The sequence below is a fragment of the Citrobacter sp. RHB35-C17 genome (genome assembly GCF_013816795.1).
GTDB classification, from domain to species: Bacteria; Pseudomonadota; Gammaproteobacteria; order Enterobacterales; family Enterobacteriaceae; genus Citrobacter_A; species Citrobacter_A amalonaticus.
On the sequence record NZ_CP057150.1, the window covers coordinates 2661099 to 2684462 of the forward strand.

22 protein-coding genes are annotated in these 23364 nt (G+C 54.5%); 6 read left to right on the forward strand and 16 right to left on the reverse strand.

Going from position 1 to position 23364, the window contains the following annotated elements:
* The first annotated feature begins 15 nt into the window (after positions 1-15).
* Positions 16-678, forward strand: coding sequence for an exodeoxyribonuclease X (gene exoX, locus HVZ37_RS12610; RefSeq protein WP_043000375.1), 663 nt, complete (start codon positions 16-18; stop codon positions 676-678).
* On the opposite strand, the gene ptrB is transcribed toward exoX, so the two are convergent.
* From ptrB to yebG, 4 genes are all read right to left on the reverse strand, one after another.
* Complete coding sequence (ptrB, locus tag HVZ37_RS12615; protein WP_181627569.1) at positions 660-2735, reverse strand: oligopeptidase B; 2076 nt, start codon at positions 2733-2735, stop codon at positions 660-662. The two genes, exoX and ptrB, sit on opposite strands and share 19 nt — an antisense overlap.
* 88 nt (positions 2736-2823) lie before the next feature.
* Positions 2824-3483, reverse strand: coding sequence for a tellurite resistance TerB family protein (locus HVZ37_RS12620; RefSeq protein WP_043000373.1), 660 nt, complete (start codon positions 3481-3483; stop codon positions 2824-2826).
* Between the two features lie 94 nt (positions 3484-3577).
* The gene (gene yebF, locus HVZ37_RS12625) at positions 3578-3931 is read right to left on the reverse strand and encodes a protein YebF (RefSeq protein ID WP_043000372.1); all 354 of its coding nucleotides are present in this window, start codon (positions 3929-3931) and stop codon (positions 3578-3580) included.
* 73 nt (positions 3932-4004) lie between these two features.
* A complete protein-coding gene (yebG, locus tag HVZ37_RS12630) occupies positions 4005-4295 on the reverse strand; it encodes a DNA damage-inducible protein YebG (RefSeq protein ID WP_043000371.1) in 291 nt (96 codons plus the stop codon).
* A 131-nt stretch (positions 4296-4426) separates the two neighbouring features.
* On the opposite strand from yebG, the gene purT reads away from it, so the two are divergent.
* Positions 4427-5605: a formate-dependent phosphoribosylglycinamide formyltransferase gene (gene purT / locus HVZ37_RS12635; RefSeq protein ID WP_090049240.1), complete on the forward strand. Its 1179-nt coding sequence runs from the start codon at positions 4427-4429 to the stop codon at positions 5603-5605.
* 105 nt (positions 5606-5710) lie between these two features.
* Here the strand turns inward: purT and kdgA are convergent, their stop codons facing one another.
* The 3 genes from kdgA to zwf all read right to left on the reverse strand — a co-directional run bounded on the left by kdgA (position 5711) and on the right by zwf (position 9907).
* Complete coding sequence (kdgA, locus tag HVZ37_RS12640) at positions 5711-6352, reverse strand: bifunctional 4-hydroxy-2-oxoglutarate aldolase/2-dehydro-3-deoxy-phosphogluconate aldolase (protein ID WP_043000369.1); 642 nt, start codon at positions 6350-6352, stop codon at positions 5711-5713.
* A 35-nt stretch (positions 6353-6387) separates the two neighbouring features.
* Positions 6388-8199, reverse strand: a complete 1812-nt coding sequence (gene edd, locus HVZ37_RS12645; protein WP_044257635.1) for a phosphogluconate dehydratase — start codon at positions 8197-8199, stop codon at positions 6388-6390.
* A 232-nt stretch (positions 8200-8431) separates the two neighbouring features.
* Positions 8432-9907 carry a glucose-6-phosphate dehydrogenase gene (zwf, locus tag HVZ37_RS12650; RefSeq protein WP_043000367.1) on the reverse strand — a complete coding sequence of 492 codons (1476 nt, stop codon included), beginning with the start codon at positions 9905-9907 and terminating at the stop codon, positions 8432-8434.
* Between the two features lie 330 nt (positions 9908-10237).
* Here zwf and HVZ37_RS12655 point away from each other — a divergent pair, with 330 nt between their 5' ends.
* Both HVZ37_RS12655 and pyk read left to right on the forward strand, forming a co-directional pair.
* Positions 10238-11107: a MurR/RpiR family transcriptional regulator gene (locus HVZ37_RS12655; RefSeq protein ID WP_043000366.1), complete on the forward strand. Its 870-nt coding sequence runs from the start codon at positions 10238-10240 to the stop codon at positions 11105-11107.
* Positions 11108-11355: 248 nt separating this feature from the next.
* Positions 11356-12798, forward strand: a complete 1443-nt coding sequence (gene pyk, locus HVZ37_RS12660; protein WP_043000365.1) for a pyruvate kinase — start codon at positions 11356-11358, stop codon at positions 12796-12798.
* Between the two features lie 44 nt (positions 12799-12842).
* On the opposite strand, the gene lpxM is transcribed toward pyk, so the two are convergent.
* The 3 genes from lpxM to znuA form a co-directional block, all read right to left on the reverse strand.
* Positions 12843-13814, reverse strand: coding sequence for a lauroyl-Kdo(2)-lipid IV(A) myristoyltransferase (gene lpxM / locus HVZ37_RS12665; protein WP_043000364.1), 972 nt, complete (start codon positions 13812-13814; stop codon positions 12843-12845).
* Between the two features lie 122 nt (positions 13815-13936).
* Positions 13937-15259 carry a murein DD-endopeptidase MepM gene (gene mepM, locus HVZ37_RS12670; RefSeq protein ID WP_181627570.1) on the reverse strand — a complete coding sequence of 441 codons (1323 nt, stop codon included), beginning with the start codon at positions 15257-15259 and terminating at the stop codon, positions 13937-13939.
* A gap of 15 nt (positions 15260-15274) precedes the next feature.
* Positions 15275-16219: a zinc ABC transporter substrate-binding protein ZnuA gene (gene znuA / locus HVZ37_RS12675; RefSeq protein ID WP_043000362.1), complete on the reverse strand. Its 945-nt coding sequence runs from the start codon at positions 16217-16219 to the stop codon at positions 15275-15277.
* A 78-nt stretch (positions 16220-16297) separates the two neighbouring features.
* On the opposite strand from znuA, the gene znuC reads away from it, so the two are divergent.
* Positions 16298-17053 carry a zinc ABC transporter ATP-binding protein ZnuC gene (gene znuC, locus HVZ37_RS12680; RefSeq protein ID WP_044257630.1) on the forward strand — a complete coding sequence of 252 codons (756 nt, stop codon included), beginning with the start codon at positions 16298-16300 and terminating at the stop codon, positions 17051-17053.
* Positions 17050-17835, forward strand: coding sequence for a zinc ABC transporter permease subunit ZnuB (gene znuB, locus HVZ37_RS12685; protein WP_044257629.1), 786 nt, complete (start codon positions 17050-17052; stop codon positions 17833-17835). The genes znuC and znuB overlap by 4 nt, the downstream gene beginning before the upstream one ends.
* A gap of 86 nt (positions 17836-17921) precedes the next feature.
* Here the strand turns inward: znuB and ruvB are convergent, their stop codons facing one another.
* The 6 genes from ruvB to aspS all read right to left on the reverse strand — a co-directional run bounded on the left by ruvB (position 17922) and on the right by aspS (position 23300).
* Positions 17922-18932, reverse strand: coding sequence for a Holliday junction branch migration DNA helicase RuvB (gene ruvB / locus HVZ37_RS12690; protein WP_043000359.1), 1011 nt, complete (start codon positions 18930-18932; stop codon positions 17922-17924).
* Positions 18933-18940: 8 nt separating this feature from the next.
* Positions 18941-19552: a Holliday junction branch migration protein RuvA gene (ruvA, locus tag HVZ37_RS12695; protein ID WP_043000358.1), complete on the reverse strand. Its 612-nt coding sequence runs from the start codon at positions 19550-19552 to the stop codon at positions 18941-18943.
* Between the two features lie 77 nt (positions 19553-19629).
* On the reverse strand, positions 19630-20151 hold the full coding sequence (gene ruvC, locus HVZ37_RS12700) for a crossover junction endodeoxyribonuclease RuvC (RefSeq protein WP_000022509.1): 522 nt from the start codon (positions 20149-20151) through the stop codon (positions 19630-19632).
* A 34-nt stretch (positions 20152-20185) separates the two neighbouring features.
* Positions 20186-20929, reverse strand: a complete 744-nt coding sequence (locus HVZ37_RS12705; protein WP_181627571.1) for a YebC/PmpR family DNA-binding transcriptional regulator — start codon at positions 20927-20929, stop codon at positions 20186-20188.
* 28 nt (positions 20930-20957) lie between these two features.
* Positions 20958-21410 carry a dihydroneopterin triphosphate diphosphatase gene (gene nudB / locus HVZ37_RS12710; protein ID WP_043001901.1) on the reverse strand — a complete coding sequence of 151 codons (453 nt, stop codon included), beginning with the start codon at positions 21408-21410 and terminating at the stop codon, positions 20958-20960.
* Between the two features lie 117 nt (positions 21411-21527).
* Positions 21528-23300, reverse strand: a complete 1773-nt coding sequence (aspS, locus tag HVZ37_RS12715) for an aspartate--tRNA ligase (protein WP_181627572.1) — start codon at positions 23298-23300, stop codon at positions 21528-21530.
* Positions 23301-23364: the final 64 nt, after the last annotated feature.

A 23364-nucleotide genomic window follows, 5' to 3' on the forward strand; every position in this document is an offset into this window, starting at 1 on the left:
GGTCAGGAGTTTTACATGCTGCGCATCATCGATACTGAGACCTGTGGCCTGCAGGGCGGGATTGTAGAGATCGCCTCTGTTGACGTGGTTGACGGTAAGATTGTGAATCCTATGAGCCACCTGGTGCGCCCTGACCGGCCAATCTCGCCGCAGGCGATGGCCATTCATCGCATTACCGAAGCGATGGTGGCAGATAAGCCGTGGATTGAAGAGGTTATCCCCCACTATTACGGCAGCGAATGGTATGTGGCGCACAACGCCAGCTTTGACCGTCGTGTGCTGCCAGACATGCCTGGCGAGTGGATCTGCACCATGAAACTTTCCCGCCGCCTCTGGCCAGGGATTAAGTACAGTAATATGGCGCTCTATAAGTCACGTAAACTGAACGTACAAACGCCTGCGGGCCTGCATCACCACCGCGCACTCTATGACTGCTATATTACCGCCGCGCTGCTCATCGATATTATGAATACTTCCGGCTGGACGGCGGAACAGATGGTCGACATTACCGGGCGGCCGGGGTTACTGACCACCTTCACCTTTGGTAAGTATCGCGGCAAAGCCGTTTCCGATGTCGCAGAGCGCGATCCGGGCTATTTGCGCTGGTTGTTTAACAACCTCGACAGCATGAGCCCGGAGCTGCGTTTAACCCTCAAACACTATCTGGATAACGCCTGAACAGCGTCGTTACCAGGCAATGTTCCCTGTGCCAGACCAATCAGGAATGCAAATTCCAGCGCCACGCCTTCCCAGGATTTATAACGACCTGACTTACCGCCGTGTCCGGAATCCATATCGGTGCACAGTAACAGCAGATGGTCATCAGTTTTCAGCTCGCGCAGTTTCGCCACCCATTTTGCCGGTTCCCAGTACTGGACCTGCGAATCATGCAGTCCGGTGGTGACCAACAGATGCGGGTAAGCCTGCGCCCTGACGTTATCGTACGGACTGTAGCTTTTCATGTAAGCGTAATACTGCGGATCTTTCGGATTCCCCCACTCCTCAAACTCACCGGTCGTCAGGGGTATCGACTCATCCAGCATCGTCGTCACCACATCCACAAACGGCACCTGGGCAACCACACCATGAAAGCGTTCGGGACGCTCGTTGATCGCCACGCCCATTAGCATTCCTCCCGCGCTACCGCCCATGCCATAACAGAGAGAGGGCGAGCCGTAGCCCTGGGCAATCAACGCATCGCAGGCATCGAGATAGTCATTGAAGGTATTGCGCTTTTTCAGGAATTTACCGTCTTCATACCACTGCTGCCCCAGTTCGCTTCCGCCTCGCACGTGAACGATGGCATAGACAAATCCACGATCCAGCAGACTTAACCGGCTGCTGCTGAAATCGGCATCCATGCTGGCACCGTAGGAACCATAGCCGTAAACCAGTAACGGATTTTGCCCCTTACGGAAGTATTTCTGATGATAGACCAGTGATACCGGAACCTCGACACCATCACGGGCGGTGATCCACAGGTGTTCACTTCGATAGTTGGCGGCGTCAAATCCCGGTACCTCTGTCTGTTTAATTACCCGTCGTTCACCGGTATCCATGTCCAGTTCAAATAGCGTGTCCGGCGTGGTCATCGAGGAGTAGCCATAGCGCAGGCGTGAGGTTTCCGGTTCCGGATTGTACGCAAGCCAGGTGACATAAGCCGGATCGTCGAAGGCAATCCCCACCACCTCGCGAGTTTTACGATTGATCTGCCGCAGGCTGGTTAAGCCACGCTGGCGCTCTTCCACTACCAGCCAGTCGGTAAAAAGCGTAAACCCTTCCAGCATGATCGCTTCACGGGCCGGGATCAGCGTTTCCCACTGTTTCTCATCGCGCACACGGGTGCGATAAAGACCAAAATTTTTACCCTCGCGGTTCGAACGCAGATAAAACTTATGTTGATAGTGATCGAGGCTGTATTCGTGGTCCTTGCGGCGCGGCAGAAAGATGAAAGGTTCAGCATCAGCCAGTTCAGCATCCAGCAGTAAAACCTCGCTGGTCGTCGCGCTCGCCAGATGAATGACGAGGTAATGCTGCGACGTCGTTTTGTGCAGGCTGACGTAGAAAGTGTCGTCTTTTTCTTCGTAAATCAGCTCGTCATCGGCTGAGGGCGTGCCGACGGTATGACGCCAGACCTGATAAGGTAAGAGCGTCGTGGCATGTTTACGGACGTAGTAAAAGGTCAGGGAATCATTTGCCCAGACAAATTCGGGAGCCACATTATCCAGCATCTCCGGATACCAGTTACCGTTTTCCAGATTGCGAAAACGGATCCCGTACTGGCGGCGCGAAAGATAATCTTCCGCCAGCGCCATAATGGTGTTATCCGGCGTTATCGCCAGTCGCCCCAGAGTGTAGAACTCACTGTGTGCCGCCCGTTTGTTGCCATCAAGCAGCGTTTCCCAGTCATCCCATTCCTCACTCAGTGCAGACTGGCGTTGATAAATGGCGTACTCACACCCGGGTTCATAGAGATGGCGATAGCGATAACCGTTCTTCACGTATGGCGCAGAGGTGTCGCGGGGAGGAATGCGATCGATAATTTCTTTTAGCACGCGATCCTGCAAGGCTTGCTGCGTAGACATAACCTGATGTCCGTAGCAGTTTTCCTGTTGCAGATAGTCAAGCACCTCGGGCTGCGAGCGCGTGTCGTCCCGCAGCCAGTAGTAGTTATCAATGCGCGTGTCGCCATGGACCGTCATGGCGTAAGGGATACGATTTGCTTTTGGCAGCATGTGTCTGTTTCTTTCGTCTTTATACATCCTCTAAGGGTGGCAAAAGTCACGAATGATGCAAGCGAAACATGCTGCGCGCGGTATTTCGTTAGCCAGGTAATGCCTGTTTTTGCTGTTTCAAATCCTGCTCAATACCATCACGGACATCCTGTGGGATCTTCAGCGCATCACCCAGCGCGTTCAGGTAGCTGCGCTCCATAAAGTGGTCGATATCAATCGCCGCACAGCTGAGGAAATAGATCTCCAGCGCCTCTTCTTCGTTGCGGATCCCCTGCGCAAGGCGCTGAGGATCGAGCGGCTGCTCAATCGCCTGTTCAATGAAAACGCGCCCCTGCTCTTCTACGCCGGCTTCACGCAGTTGCTGTTCGATTGCCGCCCGCTCGTTGGCATCGATATGGCCATCACTTTTCGCGGCGAAGACCAGCGCCAGGATCAGCCGTTCGGTGCGCACATCCAGCGGCGTACTTTGCGCGCCGAACTGTGGTTCACCCTGATGCGCCGCACGGATTTTATCCTTGTACTTGTTCCACAAGACCGTCCCCGCTACCGCACCGCCGCCGACCAGCAGCGCGCTGGTGCCATATTTGCTGAGCAGTTTGCGTGAGGATTTGTTAGCGACCAGTAACCCCGCCAGACCACCCAGCGCGCCGGGTACCAGCAGCTTACTTAATCCCTGTTCACCTGAAGAAGAGGAGGACGATCCGTTTTGCCCGAGAAGAGAGTGTAATTGATTAAGCCAGTTAGCCATTTTGCCCCTCAAGTACTGACAATGAATTGTCAAAGCGTACCCGAGGGGATGTCAGGAAATGTCTGTCAGCGCTAAAGATGCGCAAATGTTCGTGCTATTGCGAACGATATTCCGCCGTGCCGGCCTTGCAGTCGACCTTCACCAGATAATGAATATCCGCACTTTTCCCACGCACGGTCAGCGGTACTACCCACTTACCCTCTCCACCGGTGATCTCTTTTGGATTAACCCATGCTACCGGGTCGGCCTGACCCACATGTTTTTGATCGTCGGCCCAACGCGCAATGCGATTCTGCTGATAATCGCGCTTAACGCTCGCCGCAATACCCTCGGTATCCAGACCTTCACAGTTAAGGAACTTAACCGTCTTACTGTCCGTACCTGCCGCAGACACCGATACACTGGTGCATAACAACAGCAAGCAGGCTAACACGCCCGTTCTTTTCATACTTTTCCCTTTCTCCATAGCACAGTGATACAGGGAAAAGCATGGTACAAAACGTCAGGAGCGCAAGTCAGATTCAGGCCGCCTGCGTATCGTCCCCGGCAGCGGCGTCATTATCAACCACCTGCGGAGAAGGCAACTTGCCGGTTTTGAGGATGGTGCTCAGCACCTCTTTTTGTTCGGCCAGCCACAGCGACAGCGCTTCACGCTGTTCGTCTTCCAGCGTTAGCGGGGACTGTTCAAGCCAGGTGTCGAGTAGATCCGCCGTATCCAGCATCTTGTCATACGCATCGGCTTCCTTTTTGCTGGTAAATGACATTTTTTCCTCACCTTCCCGAATGACTACGTATTTAACTTCAACCGCCATGTTGCAGCCTCTCAATATTACTGTATTTATGTACAGTATATTCTATTTCACCGCTGAAATCAACCTGGCAATAAAGACATACGCAAACGTTTTCGTATATACTGCGGCCAAATTTGTTGGGGGATATTTTCATGACGATATTAGGCACAGCGCTGCGTCCGGCAGCAACTCGGGTGATGTTATTGGGTTCTGGTGAACTGGGTAAAGAAGTGGCCATCGAGTGCCAGCGTCTCGGCGTGGAAGTGATCGCGGTGGACCGGTATGCCGACGCACCGGCCATGCATGTCGCACATCGTTCTCACGTCATTAATATGCTGGATGGCGACGCGCTTCGTCGCGTAGTGGAGCTGGAAAAACCGCACTATATCGTACCAGAGATTGAAGCCATTGCCACGGATATGCTGGTGGTGCTTGAACAGGAAGGGTTGAACGTCGTGCCCTGCGCGCGCGCGACAAAACTCACGATGAACCGTGAAGGTATTCGCCGCCTGGCGGCAGAAGAACTGGCACTGCCCACATCAACCTTCCGTTTTGCCGACAGTGAAGCCACCTTCCGCGACGCCGTGGCTGAAATTGGTTATCCCTGCATTGTCAAACCGGTGATGAGTTCATCCGGCAAAGGGCAGAGTTTTATTCGTTCCGAAGCGCAGCTGGCGCAAGCCTGGGACTATGCCCAACAGGGCGGTCGCGCGGGTGCCGGTCGGGTCATCGTCGAAGGGGTTGTGAAGTTTGATTTTGAAATCACCCTGCTCACCGTCAGCGCGGTCGATGGCGTCCATTTCTGTGCACCGGTGGGTCATCGCCAGGAAGATGGCGATTATCGTGAATCCTGGCAGCCGCAACAGATGAGCGCACTGGCGCTGGAACGCGCTCAGGACATTGCCCGTAAAGTGGTATTAGCCCTGGGTGGTCACGGTCTGTTTGGCGTGGAGCTGTTTGTTTGCGGGGATGAGGTCATCTTCAGCGAGGTCTCCCCTCGCCCGCATGATACCGGCATGGTGACGCTGATCTCTCAGGATCTGTCGGAGTTTGCCCTGCATGTACGCGCTTTCCTCGGACTGCCCGTGGGGGCCATTCGTCAGTATGGTCCGGCAGCTTCTGCGGTGATTTTACCGCAACTGACCAGTCAGGACGTGACGTTTGGCAATGTTCAGGCCGCCGTCGGTGCCGGTGTGCAGGTCCGTTTCTTCGGTAAGCCGGAAATTGAAGGATCGCGTCGCCTGGGTGTGGCGCTGGCAACGGCAGACAACGTTGATGACGCTATTGAACGCGCGAAGAACGCCGCCGCGCAGGTGAAAGTGACTGGGTAAACAACAGCAGCCGTAGGCCGGATAAGGCAGTCATGCCACCATCCGGCAAAACCCGATGGCGGCGCTAACGCGTCTCATCGGGCCTACGGCTTATACATGGGTAGCTTACTGCTTCGCGCCTTCAACCGCTTCGCGAGCCAGTCTGGTGATACGATCGTAGTCACCGGCTTCCAGCGCGTCATTCGGCACCAGCCAGGAGCCGCCGATGCACAGCACGCTTTTCAGTGCCAGGTAATCGCGGTAATTAGCGGGAGAGATGCCGCCAGTCGGGCAGAAACGCACCTGAGAGAACGGACCGGCAATGGCCTGCAGCGCTTTAGTGCCGCCATTGGCTTCTGCCGGGAAGAATTTGAACTCTTTCAGGCCGTAGTCCATACCCAGCATCAGTTCAGAAACGGTGCTGATGCCAGGAATCAACGGGATCGTGCCTTCGGTTGCCGCTTTCAGCAGCGGCTCGGTCAGACCTGGGCTGATAGCGAACTGCGCACCGGCTGCAGTAACCTCAGCCAGCTGCTGCGGATTCAGCACCGTACCCGCACCCACAATGGCTTCCGGAACCTCTTTGGCGATAGCGCGGATAGCATCCATCGCGCAGGCGGTACGTAACGTCACTTCCAGTACGCGCACCCCACCCGCAACCAGCGCTTTTGCCATCGGCACAGCGTGTTCCAGTTTATTCACTACGATCACCGGGACAACCGGGCCGGTGGTCAGGATTGCTTCTGCACTTGTTTTCCAGTTTTTCATCAGAGTTTTTCTCTCGCCTGATTACAAAATATGCCTTAAAAATGAATACAGGTTGCGCCCTGTTCTGCGCCGGACAACTGTTCACGCAGCGCGCCGAACATTTCACGCCCCGTACCGATGCGCGATGCGCTCAGATCCGGTATATGCGGCTGGCGAGCGGCAAGCTCCGCCTCATCAACCAACAGCGTCAATTCACCTGTCTGTCCGTTCACCCGAATAATGTCGCCATCGCGTACTTTTGCCAGCAGTCCGCCATCATAGGCCTCCGGGGTTACATGGATGGCTGAAGGCACTTTACCGGACGCACCGGAAAGTCGACCATCAGTAACCAACGCAATTTTGAAACGACGGTCCAATAATACACCAAGTGGCGGCATGAGTTTATGTAATTCTGGCATTCCGTTCGCTTTTGGTCCCTGATGACGCACAACTACCACGCAGTCACGGTCCAGCAGACCCGCTTCAAAGGCCGGCAGGACATCATGCTGACTTTCAAAAACAACGGCCGGCGCTTCAATCACCTGATTCTCGGCCGGTACGGCGGACGTTTTCATAACCGCACGACCGAGGTTACCACTCAGCACTTTAGTGCCACCATGATGAGAGAACGGCTGGTCAAAGGAAGCAATGACATTGCTGTCCAGCGATTTGGCCGCGCCTTCACGCCAGTCGAGTTCGCCATTGTTCAGCCACGGTTCCAGGGTGTAGCGCTTCAGGCCGTAACCGGCCACGGTGTTGACGTCTTCATGCAGCAGACCCGCGTTCAGCAGTTCACGCATCAGGACCGGGACACCGCCCGCGGCCTGGAAGTGGTTAATATCCGCCGGGCCGTTAGGATAGAGACGCGCCATCAGCGGCACGATGTCGGAGAGGTCAGAGAAGTCATCCCAGTTAATCTGGATACCCGCAGCGCGGGCCATCGCCACCAGGTGCATGGTATGGTTCGTTGAACCGCCGGTCGCCAACAGCGCGACAATCCCGTTCACCACCACTTTTTCATCAATCATTTTGCCGATCGGCATCCATTCGTTACCGTTACCGGTCAGGCGCGTCACCTGGCGCGCTGCTGCTGCCGTCAGCGCTTCACGCAGCGGAGCATCCGGGTGAACAAACGAGGACCCCGGCAGTTGCATCCCCATGAACTCCACCACCATCTGGTTGGTGTTCGCGGTACCGTAGAACGTGCAGGTGCCCGGCGCATGATAGGAGGCGGCTTCAGACTCCAGAAGCGCCATACGATCAACTTTACCTTCAGCATAAAGCTGACGAATGCGGACTTTCTCTTTATTCGCCAGGCCGCTCGCCATTGGACCTGACGGCACGAAGATGGAAGGCAGATGACCGAATGACAGCGCCGCCATCGCCAGACCCGGGACGATTTTGTCACAGACGCCGAGGAACAGCGCGCCGTCGAACATGTTGTGAGAGAGTCCCACCGCGGCGGACATCGCAATCACTTCGCGGCTCAGCAGCGAAAGCTCCATACCGTCCTGCCCCTGCGTGACGCCGTCACACATTGCCGGAACGCCGCCCGCGACCTGCCCGACCGCATTGGCTTGATGCAGCGCTTTGCGAATGATGTCCGGATAATGTTCGTAGGGTTGATGTGCGGAGAGCATGTCGTTGTAGGAAGTGATGATCGCGATATTGTTACGCAACATGCTTTTCAGAGAGGCTTTATCGTCTGGCTGACAAGCCGCGAATCCGTGCGCCAGATTCCCGCATGCCAGTTGTGAGCGGTGAACGGTCGAGGATTTAGCCTGTTCTATACGAGCGAGGTAGGCAGAACGGGTCTCACGGGAACGTTCAACAATACGTTGTGTTACGCGTAACAAATTCGGATTCATAGAGGCTCCTGAAATTTATCTGTCAGAGCTACAGGTTTGGCAAGTTCATTTACTGCGTGTATAAATACAGGAAACGCTTGTTCACCGGAGCTCAGGGGCAAAATCGTTTCAGGCAGTGTAATAAAAAAAGCCTCGCGGGTGAATCCACACGAGGCTTAAAAGTGCAAAAATTGTTCAACAATCTGTGTTAGATCATGTTACCGGTAAAATAACACAGGAGTGGTAGACACTTTTACTCGAATTCATTCCAGGAACGACCGTCACGGGTGATCATCGCCACCGAAGCAACCGGCCCCCAAGTCCCGGCCTGGTACGGTTTCGGCGCATCGTTGTCCATCGCCCACGCTTCGGTAATGGAGTCGACCCACTTCCACGCCTCTTCGACTTCATCACGACGCACAAACAGCGCCTGAATGCCGCGCATAGTTTCCAGCAGCAGACGCTCGTAAGCATCCGCCAGATGCGTTTGATTGAATGTTTCGGAGTAGCTCAGATCCAGCTTGGTGATTTGCAGGTTATGCTTGTGGTCAAGACCCGGAACTTTGTTCAGAACCTGGATATCCACGCCTTCATCCGGCTGCAGACGAATGGTTAGCTTGTTCTGCGGCAGATCCTGCCAGGACTCTTTAAACAGGTTCAATTCAGGCGTTTTGAAGTAAACCACAACTTCAGAACATTTCGTCGGCAGACGTTTACCGGTACGCAGGTAGAACGGCACGCCCGCCCAGCGCCAGTTATCAATGTCGACGCGGATCGCCACAAACGTTTCGGTGTTACTGCTCTTGTTCGCGCCCTCTTCTTCCAGATAGCCAGGGACTTTTTTGCCCTGAGCAAAGCCGGTGGTGTACTGACCGCGAACGGTTTTTTCACGCACATTTGAACGATCGATACGACGCAGCGACTTCAGCACCTTCACTTTTTCATCACGAATGGCGTCAGCGCTCAGATCCGACGGCGGCGACATCGCAATCATGCACAGAATTTGCAGCAGGTGGTTCTGGATCATGTCGCGCATCTGCCCGGCCTGGTCGAAATAACCCCAACGCCCTTCAATGCCCACCTCTTCTGCCACGGTGATTTCCACATGATCGATCGTCCGGTTATCCCAGTTATTCACAAACAGGGAGTTGGCAAAACGCAGCGCCAGCAGGTTCAGAACAGTCTCTTTTCCCAGATAGTGGTCAATGCGGTAAACCTGGCACTCTTCAAAATATTCGCCAACCTGATCGTTGATCTCGCGAGATGTCGCCAGTGAGGTACCCAACGGTTTTTCCATCACCACGCGTGCCGGTTTGGCATTCAGTTTCGCTTCGCCCAGTCCCTTACAGATTGCGCCAAACGTGCTTGGCGGCATGGCGAAGTAGTTGATCGTGGTGCGGTTTTTCTGATCGAGCATCGCCCCAAGACGAGTAAACGCCGCGGTATCATTCACATCCAGATTGCAGAAATCCAGGCGAGCGCTCAGGGTGTCCCACAATCCTTCATCAATCTTTTCTTTCATGAAGGTTTCGAGCGCTTCGCGCACCACCTTCGTGTAGGCATCTTTATCCCAGTCGGCACGGCCTACCCCGATAATGCGGGTTTCAGGGTTGAGCTGACCGGCTTTTTCAAGTTGATACAGGGAAGGCAGCAATTTACGACGCGCAAGGTCGCCTTTCGCGCCGAAAATGACCAGGTCACATGCCTGGGCTGTTTGCGTTACCGCCATGTCATTCTCCTTAGTTAGCTATCCTGGTACTTTGCCAGGCATTACTTGTAATTTTATTACAGTGCACTGTACTGCTTTTACGTGATTCCGGAAACCGTAAACGCTTAACCCACTGTGCGGTTGGCGCTTAACGGCGCAAATTGGTCAAAATTGTCGTTGGTTTGCGACGCATAACGGTGAGTCAAAACACGATGTTGATCATGTTATGAAAAAAAACAACAACTCTGCTGACCATTTTGCCCCCTTCTCTGATTAGCAGGGGTACTATCTACCAAAATTGCCTCTCGATTTCTTGTATCACTGAAATCGTTATTTCCTTGAGTCTACATCATGAATATGCTGGAAAAGATCCAGTCTCAACTGGAACATTTGAGCAAATCTGAACGCAAAGTCGCCGATGTCATCATCGCCTCACCCGAGCGGACCATCCATTGCAGTATTGCCACGCTTGCGCAGGAAGCCAACGTCAGTGAACCGACGGTGAACCGTTTTTGTCGCAGCATGGAAACCCGGGGCTTCCCCGATTTTAAACTGCATCTGGCACAAAGTCTGGCAAATGGTACCCCTTATGTTAATCGTAATGTGGATGAAGATGACAGTGTCGAATCCTATACGGGCAAGATTTTCGAATCCGCGATGGCCAGTCTTGACCACGTTCGCCAGTCGCTGGACAAATCGGCGATCAACCGCGCGGTGGATTTACTGACGCAGGCCAAGAAAATCGCTTTCTTTGGCCTGGGGTCGTCCGCCGCCGTCGCCCATGATGCCATGAACAAGTTTTTCCGTTTCAACGTTCCCGTTATCTACTCCGACGACGTCGTTTTGCAACGGATGAGCTGTATGAATTGTAGTGACGATGACGTGGTCGTGCTGATTTCGCATACCGGTCGCACCAAGAGTCTGGTCGAACTGGCGCAGCTTGCGCGCGAAAACGATGCCATGGTGATCGCGTTAACCTCCGCTGATACGCCGCTGGCGCGTGAAGCCACGCTGGCAATTACGCTCGATGTGCCGGAAGATACTGACATTTATATGCCCATGGTCTCTCGACTTGCGCAGTTGACCGTGATAGATGTGCTGGCTACGGGATTTACTTTGCGCCGTGGGGCAAAATTCAGAGATAACTTGAAGCGTGTCAAAGAAGCGCTCAAGGAATCGCGTTTTGATAAAGAACTGCTCATCAAGAGTAATGACCGCTAATAGCAATAATAAGTACGACTTAAATTCGTCATCCGGTTTTGTTCGCTATGCTATGTAGACCCTACGTAATTCGAGTTGTGGAAAGGCGGCAACGCAGCGAATCTTCAGGAGCTTACTGAAATCAGTGACTGGGGTGAGCAAGGAGGCCAACGCACAGGCAACCAGAAGTATGACGGGGGTAAGGTTTTTCAGAACTGCCGGATCAATTTTCACGCAACACCTAGTTGTTTCAGTCAACGGAGTATTACATGTCCAGAAGGCTTCGCAGAACCAAAATCGTTACGACATTAGGCCCGGCTACCGACCGCGATAACAATCTTGAAAAGATTATCGCTGCTGGTGCTAACGTCGTGCGGATGAATTTCTCTCACGGTTCGCCAGAAGATCATAAAATGCGCGCGGATAAAGTTCGTGAGATCGCTGCCAGATTGGGACGCCACGTAGGCATTCTGGGTGATCTCCAGGGGCCAAAAATTCGCGTCTCTACCTTTAAAGAAGGCAAAGTATTCCTCAACATCGGTGACAAATTTCTCCTGGATGCCAACCTGGGTAAAGGTGAAGGCGACAAGGAAAAAGTCGGCATTGACTACAAAGGTCTGCCGGCAGACGTGGTACCTGGCGACATTCTGCTGCTCGACGATGGCCGCGTGCAGTTAAAAGTGCTGGAAGTTCAGGGTATGAAAGTGTTCACGGAAGTGACCGTGGGTGGCCCGCTCTCCAACAACAAAGGCATCAACAAGCTGGGCGGCGGTCTCTCCGCAGAAGCCCTGACCGAAAAAGACAAAGCCGATATCGTGACCGCCGCTCAGATTGGCGTTGACTATCTGGCTGTCTCCTTCCCGCGTTGCGGCGAAGATCTGAACTACGCTCGCCGCCTGGCGCGTGATGCGGGCTGCGATGCCAAGATTGTGGCCAAAGTTGAGCGTGCGGAAGCGGTCTGCGACCAGAATGCGATGGATGACATCATTCTGGCTTCTGACGTGGTGATGGTCGCTCGTGGCGACCTCGGCGTTGAGATTGGCGATCCGGAACTGGTCGGCATCCAGAAGACGTTGATTCGTCGCGCACGTAAGTTGAACCGCGCGGTGATTACCGCGACCCAGATGATGGAGTCGATGATCACCAACCCAATGCCAACCCGTGCGGAAGTGATGGACGTCGCGAACGCCGTGCTGGATGGTACCGATGCGGTCATGCTGTCAGCCGAAACGGCGGCAGGCCAGTACCCGGCGGAAACCGTCGCGGCGATGGCGCGCGTCTGCCTGGGTGCAGAAAAAATCCCCAGCATCAATGTCTCCAAACATCGTCTGGACGTACAGTTCGACAATGTTGAAGAAGCGATTGCGATGTCCGCCATGTACGCGGCAAACCACCTGAAAGGGGTGACCGCGATCATTACCATGACGGAATCCGGTCGTACTGCGCTGATGACTTCTCGCATCAGCTCCGGCCTGCCGATTTTCGCCATGTCCCGTCATGAGCGTACGCTGAACCTGACGTCGCTGTACCGTGGCGTCACGCCGGTGCATTTCGACAGTGCGGCGGAAGGCGTTGTCGCAGCAAGCGAAGCGGTGAATCTGCTGCGTGACAAAGGCTACCTGGTGTCCGGCGATCTGGTGATCGTGACGCAGGGCGACGTGATGAGCACCATTGGCTCAACCAATACCACGCGTATTCTGACCGTCGAGTAATCGACGGCTGATACAAAGAGGCCTCTCATGTGAGAGGCCTTTTTTTATTTGAGGGGGTAGAGATCTTTGCGCTTATACGGCTGGATCTCGCCCGGTTTGCGGGTCTTCAGCAGTTTCAGGATCCAGGTATATTGCTCGGGATGCGGGCCAACAAAAATTTCCACCTCTTCATTCATTCGACGGGCAATAGTGTTGTCATCAGCGGTCAGAAGATCGTCCATGGGCGGGCGCACCTGAATCGTCAACCGGTGGGTATCGCCGTTGTATACCGGGAACAGCGGAATGACGCGCGCCCGACACACTTTCATCAGTCGACCAATGGCCGGCAACGTCGCTTTATAGGTGGCAAAGAAATCGACAAACTCACTGTGTTCAGGACCATGATCCTGATCGGGCAGATAATATCCCCAGTACCCCTGACGAACAGACTGAATGAACGGCTTGATGCCGTCATTACGCGCATGCAGGCGACCACCAAAGCGGCGGCGCACCGTGTTCCAGACGTAATCAAACACCGGGTTTCCCTGATTATGGAACATTGCCGCCATCTTCTGGCCCTGAGACGCCATTAACATTGCCGGAATATCCACACCCCAGCCATGCGGCACCAGGAAGATCACCTTTTCGTTGTTGCGGTGCATCTCCTCGATGATCTCAAGCCCTTCCCAGTCAACGCGCGACTGAATTTTTTCCGGACCGCGAATCGCCAGTTCCGCCATCATCGCCATGGCCTGCGGCGCAGTTGAAAACATCTCATCGACGATAGCCTCGCGCTCAGCTTCGCTACGTTCCGGAAAGCACAATGACAGGTTAATCAACGCCCGGCGACGCGAGCTTTTACCCAGACGCCCGGCGAAACGGCCCAGTTTTGCCAGCAGCGGGTCGCGAAAGGATGCAGGCGTTAAGGCGATACCCGCCATCGCCGCGACGCCCAGCCATGCGCCCCAGTAACGCGGATGGCGAAAAGATTTCTCAAACTCAGGGATGTACTCACTATTATTTTTTTTTGTTTCCATGCTTATCCAGTGCCTGATGACGCGAAAAGTAAATCTGATGATAGTGTAGCGGCGCACCCTGCCGCGCACAAAATAAAAAAGCCGGCACACGCGCTGCGTACCGGCTTTGAGGTCATGAGTGATTAATCGAAGCGTAACTGCGGCAGAACCTCTTTGACCTGCGCCAGGTAATCGGTACGATCTTTACCGGTCAGTCCTTCGGTACGCGGCAGTTTCGCCGTCAGCGGGTTAACCGCCTGCTGGTTAATCCAGACTTCATAGTGAAGATGCGGGCCAGTAGAACGTCCGGTGTTACCGGAGAGTGCGATACGATCGCCACGTTTAACCTTTTGTCCCGGTTTCACCAGCAGTTTACGCAGGTGCATATAGCGCGTGGTATAGGTACGACCGTGACGCACCGCCACATAATAGCCAGCCGCACCGCTGCGTTTCGCCACGACGACTTCACCGTCACCAACGGACAGCACCGGCGTCCCCTGCGGCATCGCGAAGTCCACGCCTCTGTGTGGCGCGACACGTCCGGTAACCGGGTTGGTTCGACGCGGGTTGAAGTTAGACGAAATGCGGAACTGTTTCGCCGTCGGGAAACGCAGGAAGCCTTTCGCCAGCCCGGTACCATTGCGGTCGTAGAACTTTCCGTCTTCGGCACGGATAGCGTAATAATCTTTACCTTCTGAACGCAAACGCACGCCCAACAACTGGCTCTGCTCACGCTTGCCGTCCAGCATTTCACGAGACATCAGCACAGAGAACTCATCGCCTTTTTTCAGTTTGCGGAAGTCCATCTGCCACTGCATCGCTTTGATCACCGCGCTAATTTCAGCGCTGGTCAGCCCGGCAGCTTTCGCACTGGCGACAAAGCTGTTGCCAACGGTGCCTTTCATCAGGCTGTTTACCCAATCGCCCTGCTGCGTTTCCGCGCTCATTTTAAAGCCGTTCGCCGCAGTACGGTCATAGGTACGGGTTTCGCGACGTGACATTTCCCACGTCAGACGCTGTAAATCGCCGTCCGCGGTCAGCGTCCAGGAGAGCTGTTGACCAATCTTCAGATTACGCAGCTCTTTATCGGACGCGGCAAGCTGGCTGATATCACCCATATCAATGCCGTACTGATTCAGAATGCTGCTGAGGGTATCGCCCGTCGAAACGACATATTCATGAACGCCCGCTTCTCCCGAGGTTTTGTCGTCCAGCTCATCCTGAGGAATGGCTTCATCTTCCTGTGCCGCCTGATCGATAGGCTCGCTGGCCTCCGGGAGCAGTGAACGAATTTCGCTCTTCTCCAGTTCGATCGTTTTAACAATGGGGGCAGATTCCGGGTGATAAACGTAAGGCCGCCAGACAGCAACGGCCAGTGTCAGAACAGTAAGCGACCCCAGCATAACGCGATGGGGTCTGGGCAGATTATTAAATGCCAGGGCGACAGAGCGGGCTATCTGTTGCACGTATTCACTTCCTCATTAATCTCCTTTCAGGCAGCTCGCATACTGGTTCGCTAGTTGGTTCAAGAACGCTGAATAGCTCGTTTTACCCAGTTTGATGTTTGTCCCGAGGGGATCCAACGTTCCCATTCGAACGGATGTCCCTCTCGCAACGGCTTCAACGACCGCTGGCCTGAACTGTGGCTCAGCAAAAACGCAGGTTGCTTTTTGCTCAACCAACTGTGTTCTTATTTCATGTAAACGCTGCGCACCAGGTTGTATCTCAGGGTTGACGGTGAAGTGACCCAATGGAGTGAGTCCGTAGTGTTTTTCGTAATAGCCATAGGCGTCATGAAAAACGAAATACCCTTTGCCCTTGAGCGGTGCGAGCTCGTTACCGACCTGCTTATCGGTTGCGGCTAATTGTGCCTCAAAATCCTTCAGGTTGGCGTCAAGTTTGGCTCGACTTTGCGGCATAAGTTCCACTAATTTTTCATGGATTGCAACCGCTGAGGCCCGCGCTATCTCTGGGGAGAGCCAAAGATGCATGTTGTAATCACCATGATGGTGATGTGCGTCACCTTTTTCGCCGTGGTCATGATCGTGGTCGTGCTCATCATCATCATCGTCAGCCCCTTTCATGAGCAACGGTTTCACGTCTTTGAGTTGCGCAATCGTTACCTGTTTAGCGGCGGGAATGTTGCTGACGGACTTTTCCATGAACGCTTCCATTTCCGGCCCAATCCAGACAACTAAGTCCGCGCCCTGTAAGCGTTTTACGTCAGATGGACGTAGTGAATAATCATGCTCGGATGCCCCATCCGGAAGTAAGACTTGGGTCTCCGTGACGCCATCAGCAATGGCAGAAGCAATGAACCCTAATGGCTTGAGAGAAGCGACAACGGCGGCATTTGCCGCCTGTGTTGCACTGCCCCAAAGAGCGGCGGATAATGCAGCGAAAAGAAGCGTATTTTTATGTAACATAATGCGACCAATCATCGTAATGAATGTGAGAAATGTGATATTATAACATTCTATAACTTCTGCAAGACTAAAATTGACATGACGACTTTGGTTTCACTGGAAAATGTCTCGGTCTCTTTCGGCCAGCGCCGCGTCCTTTCTGACGTTTCGCTTGAACTGAGACCCGGAAAAATTTTAACGCTACTCGGCCCAAATGGCGCCGGGAAGTCAACGCTGGTTCGCGTCGTTCTCGGACTGGTCGCCCCGGATGAAGGGGTGATCACGCGTAATGGTAAGCTGCGAATTGGCTACGTTCCGCAGAAATTGTATCTCGATACCACCCTGCCGCTTACCGTCAGTCGTTTCTTACGCCTGCGCCCCGGTACGAAGAAAGATGACATCCTGCCGGCCCTGAAACGTGTACAGGCCGGGCATCTGATTGACGCGCCGATGCAAAAGCTCTCCGGCGGCGAGACGCAGCGCGTCCTGTTAGCGCGCGCGCTCCTCAATCAGCCACAGCTTCTGGTGCTTGACGAACCCACTCAGGGCGTAGATGTCAACGGCCAGGTCGCGCTGTACGACCTTATCGATCAGTTACGTCGTGAGCTGGATTGCGCCGTGCTGATGGTGTCCCATGACCTGCATCTGGTGATGGCAAAAACCGACGAAGTGTTGTGTCTGAATCATCACATTTGCTGTTCAGGTACTCCTGAAATCGTTTCCATGCACCCGGAATTTATCTCGATGTTCGGCCCTCGCGGCGCGGAGCAACTGGGAATTTACCGTCATCATCATAATCACCGCCACGACCTGCAGGGTCGTATTGTGTTGCGCCGGGGAAATGGTCAATCATGATTGAATTATTACTGCCTGGCTGGTTAGCCGGGATCATGCTGGCCTGTGCGGCGGGTCCACTGGGTTCATTCGTCGTCTGGCGTCGGATGTCTTATTTTGGTGATACGCTGGCACATGCGTCGCTGCTCGGCGTCGCTTTTGGCCTGTTGTTGGATGTGAACCCTTTCTATGCGGTCATTGCTGTGACGCTAATGCTGGCGACAGGCCTGGTCTGGCTGGAGAAGCGCCCTCACCTTGCCATCGATACGCTGCTTGGCATTATGGCGCACAGTGCGCTGTCGCTGGGCCTGGTCGTGGTCAGCCTGATGTCGAATATTCGCGTGGATCTGATGGCTTACCTGTTTGGCGATCTGCTGGCGGTTACGCCGGACGATTTGATCTCTATCGCCATGGGAGTGGTGATCGTGCTGGCGATCCTCTTCTGGCAATGGCGCAATCTGCTGTCAATGACCATCAGCCCCGATCTGGCATTTGTTGACGGGGTGAAACTGCAGCGCGTGAAGCTTTTACTGATGCTGGTGACAGCATTAACCATTGGCGTGGCGATGAAGTTCGTCGGGGCGCTGATCATCACCTCGTTGCTGATTATCCCGGCAGCTACGGCGCGTCGTTTTGCGCGGACGCCGGAACAGATGGCTGGCGTTGCAGTAGGAACTGGAATGATAGCGGTTACAGGTGGGCTGACCTTCTCGGCCTTCTACGATACCCCTGCGGGCCCATCAGTGGTGCTGTGCGCCGCACTGCTGTTTATCTTCAGCATGATGAAGAAGCAGGCAAGCTGACGGGTATGTTGCCGGATGGCAACGCTAACGCGTCTTATCCGGCCTACGTGATTTTGTAGGCCGGATAAGCGCAGCACCATCAGGCATTAAGGCATTTCCGGTGGCGTAATGCCAAAGTGGTTCCAGGCGCGTACTGTCGCCATTCTTCCGCGCGGCGTGCGCTGCAAAAAACCTTGCTGAATCAGATACGGCTCCAGCACATCTTCAATGGTTTCACGCTCTTCACCGATGGCTGCCGCCAGGTTATCCAGCCCGACCGGCCCACCAAAGAATTTGTCGATCACCGCCAGCAGCAGCTTGCGGTCCATGTAATCAAACCCTTCCGCATCCACGTTCAACATATCCAGCGCCTTAGCAGCTATATCGGCGGAAATGGTGCCATCATGCTTCACTTCGGCAAAATCCCGTACGCGCCGCAGTAGCCGGTTGGCGATACGCGGCGTACCGCGTGCGCGACGCGCCACTTCCAGCGCCCCTTCCTCGCTCATCTCCAGCCCCATAAAGCGCGCGCTGCGCCCAACGATATGCTGGAGATCCGGCACCTGATAAAATTCCAGACGCTGCACAATGCCAAAGCGATCGCGCAGAGGAGAGGTCAGTGAACCCGCGCGGGTCGTTGCGCCAATCAGGGTAAACGGCGGCAAATCGATTTTAATTGAACGCGCCGCCGGCCCTTCGCCGATCATAATATCCAGTTGATAATCTTCCATCGCCGGATAGAGCACCTCTTCCACCACCGGCGACAGTCGATGGATCTCATCGATAAACAGTACGTCGTGCGGCTCAAGGTTGGTCAGCATCGCGGCCAGATCGCCCGCTTTTTCCAGCACCGGGCCGGAAGTGGTACGCAGATTGACGCCCATTTCATTGGCAACGATATTGGCAAGCGTGGTTTTCCCCAGTCCGGGAGGACCAAAAATCAGCAGGTGGTCGAGCGCATCACCCCGCAGTTTTGCCGCCTGGATGAAAATCTCCATCTGCGAACGCACCTGAGGTTGACCGATATACTCTTCGAGTAATTTCGGGCGAATGGCGCGATCGGCGACATCTTCTGTGAGTGCGGCACCTGCCGAAATCAGGCGATCTGCTTCTATCATCCTTTACCTCATAACGCGGCGCGCAGGGCTTCGCGGATCAGTGTTTCACTGCTGGCATCCGGGCGAGCGATTTTGCTCACCATGCGGCTGGCTTCCTGTGGTTTATAGCCCAGCGCCACCAGCGCCGCAACCGCTTCCTGTTCGGCATCGTCCGTCGCCGGGCTCGCTGGCGAGGTCAGCACCAGATCGGCGGCTGGCGTAAAGAGATCGCCATGCAGACCCTTGAAACGGTCCTTCATTTCGACAATCAGTCGTTCAGCCGTTTTTTTGCCAATACCAGGCAGCTTGACCAGCGCGCCCAGTTCTTCGCGTTCGACAGCATTGACGAACTGCTGTGCGGACATCCCGGAGAGGATCGCCAGCGCCAGTTTAGGCCCGACGCCGTTGGTTTTGATGAGTTCTTTAAACAACGTACGCTCTTGCTTATTATTAAAACCGTACAGCAGCTGCGCGTCTTCGCGAACCACGAAGTGGGTAAAGACAACGGCTTCTTTTCCGGATTCCGGGAGCTCATAAAAACAGGTCATGGGCATATGCACTTCATAGCCGACGCCGCCCACTTCGAGTAACACCAGCGGGGGTTGTTTTTCCAGAATGATGCCTCTGAGTCTGCCTATCACGTTACGCTCCTGCGTTGGGCCGAAAGTAAAGCTGTATCATAAAAAAAGGCTGGATAGATATCCAGCCTCATTTGTCATTATCGCAAGCGACCTCGGGCAAGATTGAGGCGTGATTCGCTCATTTGCATCGCATTCTGACTAACATGGCAGTGCGTAATGGCGATGGCCAACGCATCTGCCGCATCCGCCTGCGGATTCGCGGGCAGTTTCAGCAAGGTTCGCACCATGTGCTGCACCTGACTTTTCTCTGCGCTACCAATGCCAACCACCGTCTGCTTGACCTGACGTGCCGCGTATTCAAATACCGGCAGTTCCTGGTTGACCGCCGCCACAATCGCTACCCCGCGCGCCTGCCCCAGTTTGAGCGCAGAATCGGCGTTCTTCGCCATAAACACCTGCTCGATGGCAAAGTAGTCGGGCTGAAACTGGGTGATGATTTCCGTCACGCCGGCATAAATCAGCTTCAGGCGTGACGGAAGATCGTCGACTTTGGTACGAATACAGCCGCTGCCGAGATACGTCAGTTGTCTACCGACCTGACGTATCACGCCGTAACCGGTGATGCGGGAGCCCGGATCAATACCGAGAATGATGGACATCACGCGCCTCCGGTTCTAACGGGATTAAGCCCCATCATTCTAATGTAGCGGCAACCTCATCAGAGATTTCACCGTTGTGATAAACTTCCTGCACGTCGTCACAATCTTCCAGCATGTCGATCAGACGCATCAGTTTCGGTGCGGTTTCCGCATCCATTTCCGCTTTGGTCGACGGGATCATAGAGACTTCAGAACTGTCGGCTTTCAGACCGGCGGCTTCCAGTGCGTCACGCACTTTACCCATCTCATCCCATGCCGTGTAGACATCAATCGCGCCATCATCGAAGGTCACCACGTCTTCCGCACCCGCTTCCAGTGCCGCTTCCATAATGGCGTCTTCATCCCCTTTCTCGAATGAGATGACGCCTTTTTTGCTGAACAGGTAGGAAACAGAACCATCCGTGCCCAGGTTACCCCCGGTTTTGCTGAAGGCGTGACGTACTTCGGCAACGGTACGGTTACGGTTGTCAGACAGACATTCAATCATCACGGCAGTGCCGCCAGGACCATAACCTTCATAGATGATGGTTTCCATGTTCGCATCATCATCACCACCCACGCCGCGGGCGATTGCACGGTTCAGCGTGTCACGGGTCATGTTGTTAGCCAGCGCTTTGTCGATAGCCGCACGCAGACGCGGGTTCGCATCCGGATCGCCGCCGCCCAGTTTGGCTGCTGTCACCAGCTCACGAATAATCTTGGTGAAGATTTTGCCGCGCTTCGCATCCTGCGCCGCTTTACGGTGTCTGGTGTTGGCCCATTTACTATGACCTGCCATAAATATTTCCTCAAAAAAGCACGCCCTCTCAGGCGATGTTAATCACAAATTCTTCAATCGCCTGCCGGTTGCTCCATGACTTGGTGAGCGCCGCCGCAGCTGGCGCATCAAGCCACTGGTAGGCCAGATGTTCGCTAAAAACGATCTGACGCTCGTGCGGTAGTGCAAGGCAGAACCAGGATTCTGTATTGCGCAACACACCCGGTGCATAGCGATGACGTAAATGAGAAAAAATCTCAAACTCCACCGTGCGCTGACAGTCAATTAAGGTCAGTTGCTCAACCGCAACGTCAATGGCGACCTCTTCCTTTACTTCGCGCATGGCGGCCTGCGACGCGGTCTCTCCCTCTTCCACACTGCCGGTAACCGACTGCCAGAATTCAGGATCGTCGCGTCGCTGTAACATCAACACCCGTTTCGAGTCCTGCGCGTAGATAACGACCAGAACCGAAACGGGACGCTTATACACTTTATCCTTCACGCTATCTCGTTGTTGGCTGCCTTCGCTCATCCCATTCATAGTGTTAGCTATGATCATGGGAACTCACTCCGTTGCCGCCGCGAGGTAGCGCGAATGATTTCGTGTATATCAGCCATATCAGTTTTTCTCTTCCTTCTTCACCACGTCGATACCCAGTTCAGCCAGTGCTGCCGGGTTCGCGATGCTCGGCGCTTCGGTCATCAGACACGCCGCAGCGGTGGTTTTCGGGAAGGCGATTACGTCACGAATATTATCGGTGCCGGTCAGCAGCATGGTCAAACGGTCAAGACCGAATGCCAGACCCGCGTGCGGCGGCGTACCGTATTTCAGTGCGTCGAGCAGGAAGCCAAACTTCTCACGCTGTTCCTGTTCATTGATGCCCAGAATGCCAAACACGGTCTGCTGCATTTCACCGCTGTGAATACGCACGGAACCACCACCGACTTCGTAGCCGTTGATCACCATATCGTAGGCATTCGCCACCGCGTCTTCCGGCGCCGCTTTCAGTTCTGCAGCCGTCATGTCTTTCGGTGAGGTGAACGGGTGGTGCATCGCGGTCAGGCCGCCTTCGCCGTCGTCTTCAAACATCGGGAAGTCGATGACCCACAGCGGCGCCCATTTCGTTTCGTCAGTCAGACCCAGGTCTTTACCCAGTTTCAGACGCAGCGCGCCCAGCGCGTCAGCCACCACTTTCTTGTTGTCCGCACCGAAGAAAATCATATCGCCATCCTGCGCGCCTGTGCGCTCAAGGATGGCTTCCACGATTTCCGCATTGAGGAATTTCGCCACCGGGCTGTTGATACCTTCCAGACCTTTCGCTCGCTCGATGACTTTGATATAAGCCAGACCTTTCGCGCCGTAGATCTTAATGAAGTTACCATAGTCGTCGATCTGCTTACGACTTAAGCTCGCCCCGCCTGGTACACGCAGCGCAGCAACGCGACCTTTCGGATCGTTCGCCGGACCAGAGAACACGGCAAACTCAACGGCCTTCAGCAGGTCGGCAACGTCCACCAGTTCCATCGGGTTACGCAGGTCCGGTTTGTCAGAACCGTAACGACGCTCGGCTTCAGCAAAAGTCATGACCGGGAAGTCACCCAGTTCCACACCTTTCACCTCATTCCACAGGTTACGCACCAGCGCTTCCATCACTTCACGTACCTGTTCGGCGGTCATGAAGGAGGTTTCCACATCGATCTGGGTAAATTCAGGCTGACGGTCAGCACGCAGGTCTTCGTCGCGGAAGCATTTGACGATCTGGTAGTAACGGTCAAAGCCGGACATCATCAGCAGTTGTTTAAACAGCTGAGGTGACTGCGGCAGCGCGTAAAATTTGCCTTTGTGTACACGCGAAGGAACCAGATAGTCACGCGCGCCTTCCGGCGTGGCTTTGGTCAGCATTGGGGTTTCGATATCGAGGAAACCGTGGTCGTCCATAAAGCGACGTACCAGGCTTGTGATCTTCGCGCGGGTTTTCAGGCGTTGCGCCATTTCCGGGCGACGCAGATCCAGATAACGGTATTTCAGACGCGCTTCTTCGGTGTTCACGTGGTTAGAGTCAAGCGGCAGTGATTCTGCACGGTTGATGATCGTCAGCGAAGAGGCCAGCACTTCAATTTCGCCGGTTGCCATCTCACCGTTGACGTTTTTCTCGTCACGCGCACGCACGGTGCCCGTCACCTGGATGCAGAACTCATTACGCAGTTCAGAGGCCAGCTTTAACGCGTCCGCACGATCCGGATCGAAAAACACCTGCACGATACCTTCGCGATCGCGCATGTCGATGAAGATCAGACTACCAAGATCACGACGACGGTTGACCCAACCACACAGAGTCACCTGCTGCCCCACGTGGGACAGACGCAACTGTCCGCAATATTCTGTACGCATGAGATATCCCTTAATTAGCCGCAGGCGGATTGTCGCCTGTCTTGCAGGCCACGATGTCGCAGCT

What these genes read in the sequence shown, in the direction of transcription:
- exoX (WP_043000375.1), top strand. Translation starts at nt 16, where the DNA reads ATGCTGCGCATCATCGATACTGAGACCTGTGGCCTGCAGGGCGGGATT.
- ptrB (WP_181627569.1), bottom strand. Translation starts at nt 2,735, where the DNA reads ATGCTGCCAAAAGCAAATCGTATCCCTTACGCCATGACGGTCCATGGC.
- HVZ37_RS12620 (WP_043000373.1), bottom strand. Translation starts at nt 3,483, where the DNA reads ATGGCTAACTGGCTTAATCAATTACACTCTCTTCTCGGGCAAAACGGA.
- yebF (WP_043000372.1), bottom strand. Translation starts at nt 3,931, where the DNA reads ATGAAAAGAACGGGCGTGTTAGCCTGCTTGCTGTTGTTATGCACCAGT.
- yebG (WP_043000371.1), bottom strand. Translation starts at nt 4,295, where the DNA reads ATGGCGGTTGAAGTTAAATACGTAGTCATTCGGGAAGGTGAGGAAAAA.
- purT (WP_090049240.1), top strand. Translation starts at nt 4,427, where the DNA reads ATGACGATATTAGGCACAGCGCTGCGTCCGGCAGCAACTCGGGTGATG.
- kdgA (WP_043000369.1), bottom strand. Translation starts at nt 6,352, where the DNA reads ATGAAAAACTGGAAAACAAGTGCAGAAGCAATCCTGACCACCGGCCCG.
- edd (WP_044257635.1), bottom strand. Translation starts at nt 8,199, where the DNA reads ATGAATCCGAATTTGTTACGCGTAACACAACGTATTGTTGAACGTTCC.
- zwf (WP_043000367.1), bottom strand. Translation starts at nt 9,907, where the DNA reads ATGGCGGTAACGCAAACAGCCCAGGCATGTGACCTGGTCATTTTCGGC.
- HVZ37_RS12655 (WP_043000366.1), top strand. Translation starts at nt 10,238, where the DNA reads ATGAATATGCTGGAAAAGATCCAGTCTCAACTGGAACATTTGAGCAAA.
- pyk (WP_043000365.1), top strand. Translation starts at nt 11,356, where the DNA reads ATGTCCAGAAGGCTTCGCAGAACCAAAATCGTTACGACATTAGGCCCG.
- lpxM (WP_043000364.1), bottom strand. Translation starts at nt 13,814, where the DNA reads ATGGAAACAAAAAAAAATAATAGTGAGTACATCCCTGAGTTTGAGAAA.
- znuA (WP_043000362.1), bottom strand. Translation starts at nt 16,219, where the DNA reads ATGTTACATAAAAATACGCTTCTTTTCGCTGCATTATCCGCCGCTCTT.
- znuC (WP_044257630.1), top strand. Translation starts at nt 16,298, where the DNA reads ATGACGACTTTGGTTTCACTGGAAAATGTCTCGGTCTCTTTCGGCCAG.
- znuB (WP_044257629.1), top strand. Translation starts at nt 17,050, where the DNA reads ATGATTGAATTATTACTGCCTGGCTGGTTAGCCGGGATCATGCTGGCC.
- ruvB (WP_043000359.1), bottom strand. Translation starts at nt 18,932, where the DNA reads ATGATAGAAGCAGATCGCCTGATTTCGGCAGGTGCCGCACTCACAGAA.
- ruvC (WP_000022509.1), bottom strand. Translation starts at nt 20,151, where the DNA reads ATGTCCATCATTCTCGGTATTGATCCGGGCTCCCGCATCACCGGTTAC.
- HVZ37_RS12705 (WP_181627571.1), bottom strand. Translation starts at nt 20,929, where the DNA reads ATGGCAGGTCATAGTAAATGGGCCAACACCAGACACCGTAAAGCGGCG.
- aspS (WP_181627572.1), bottom strand. Translation starts at nt 23,300, where the DNA reads ATGCGTACAGAATATTGCGGACAGTTGCGTCTGTCCCACGTGGGGCAG.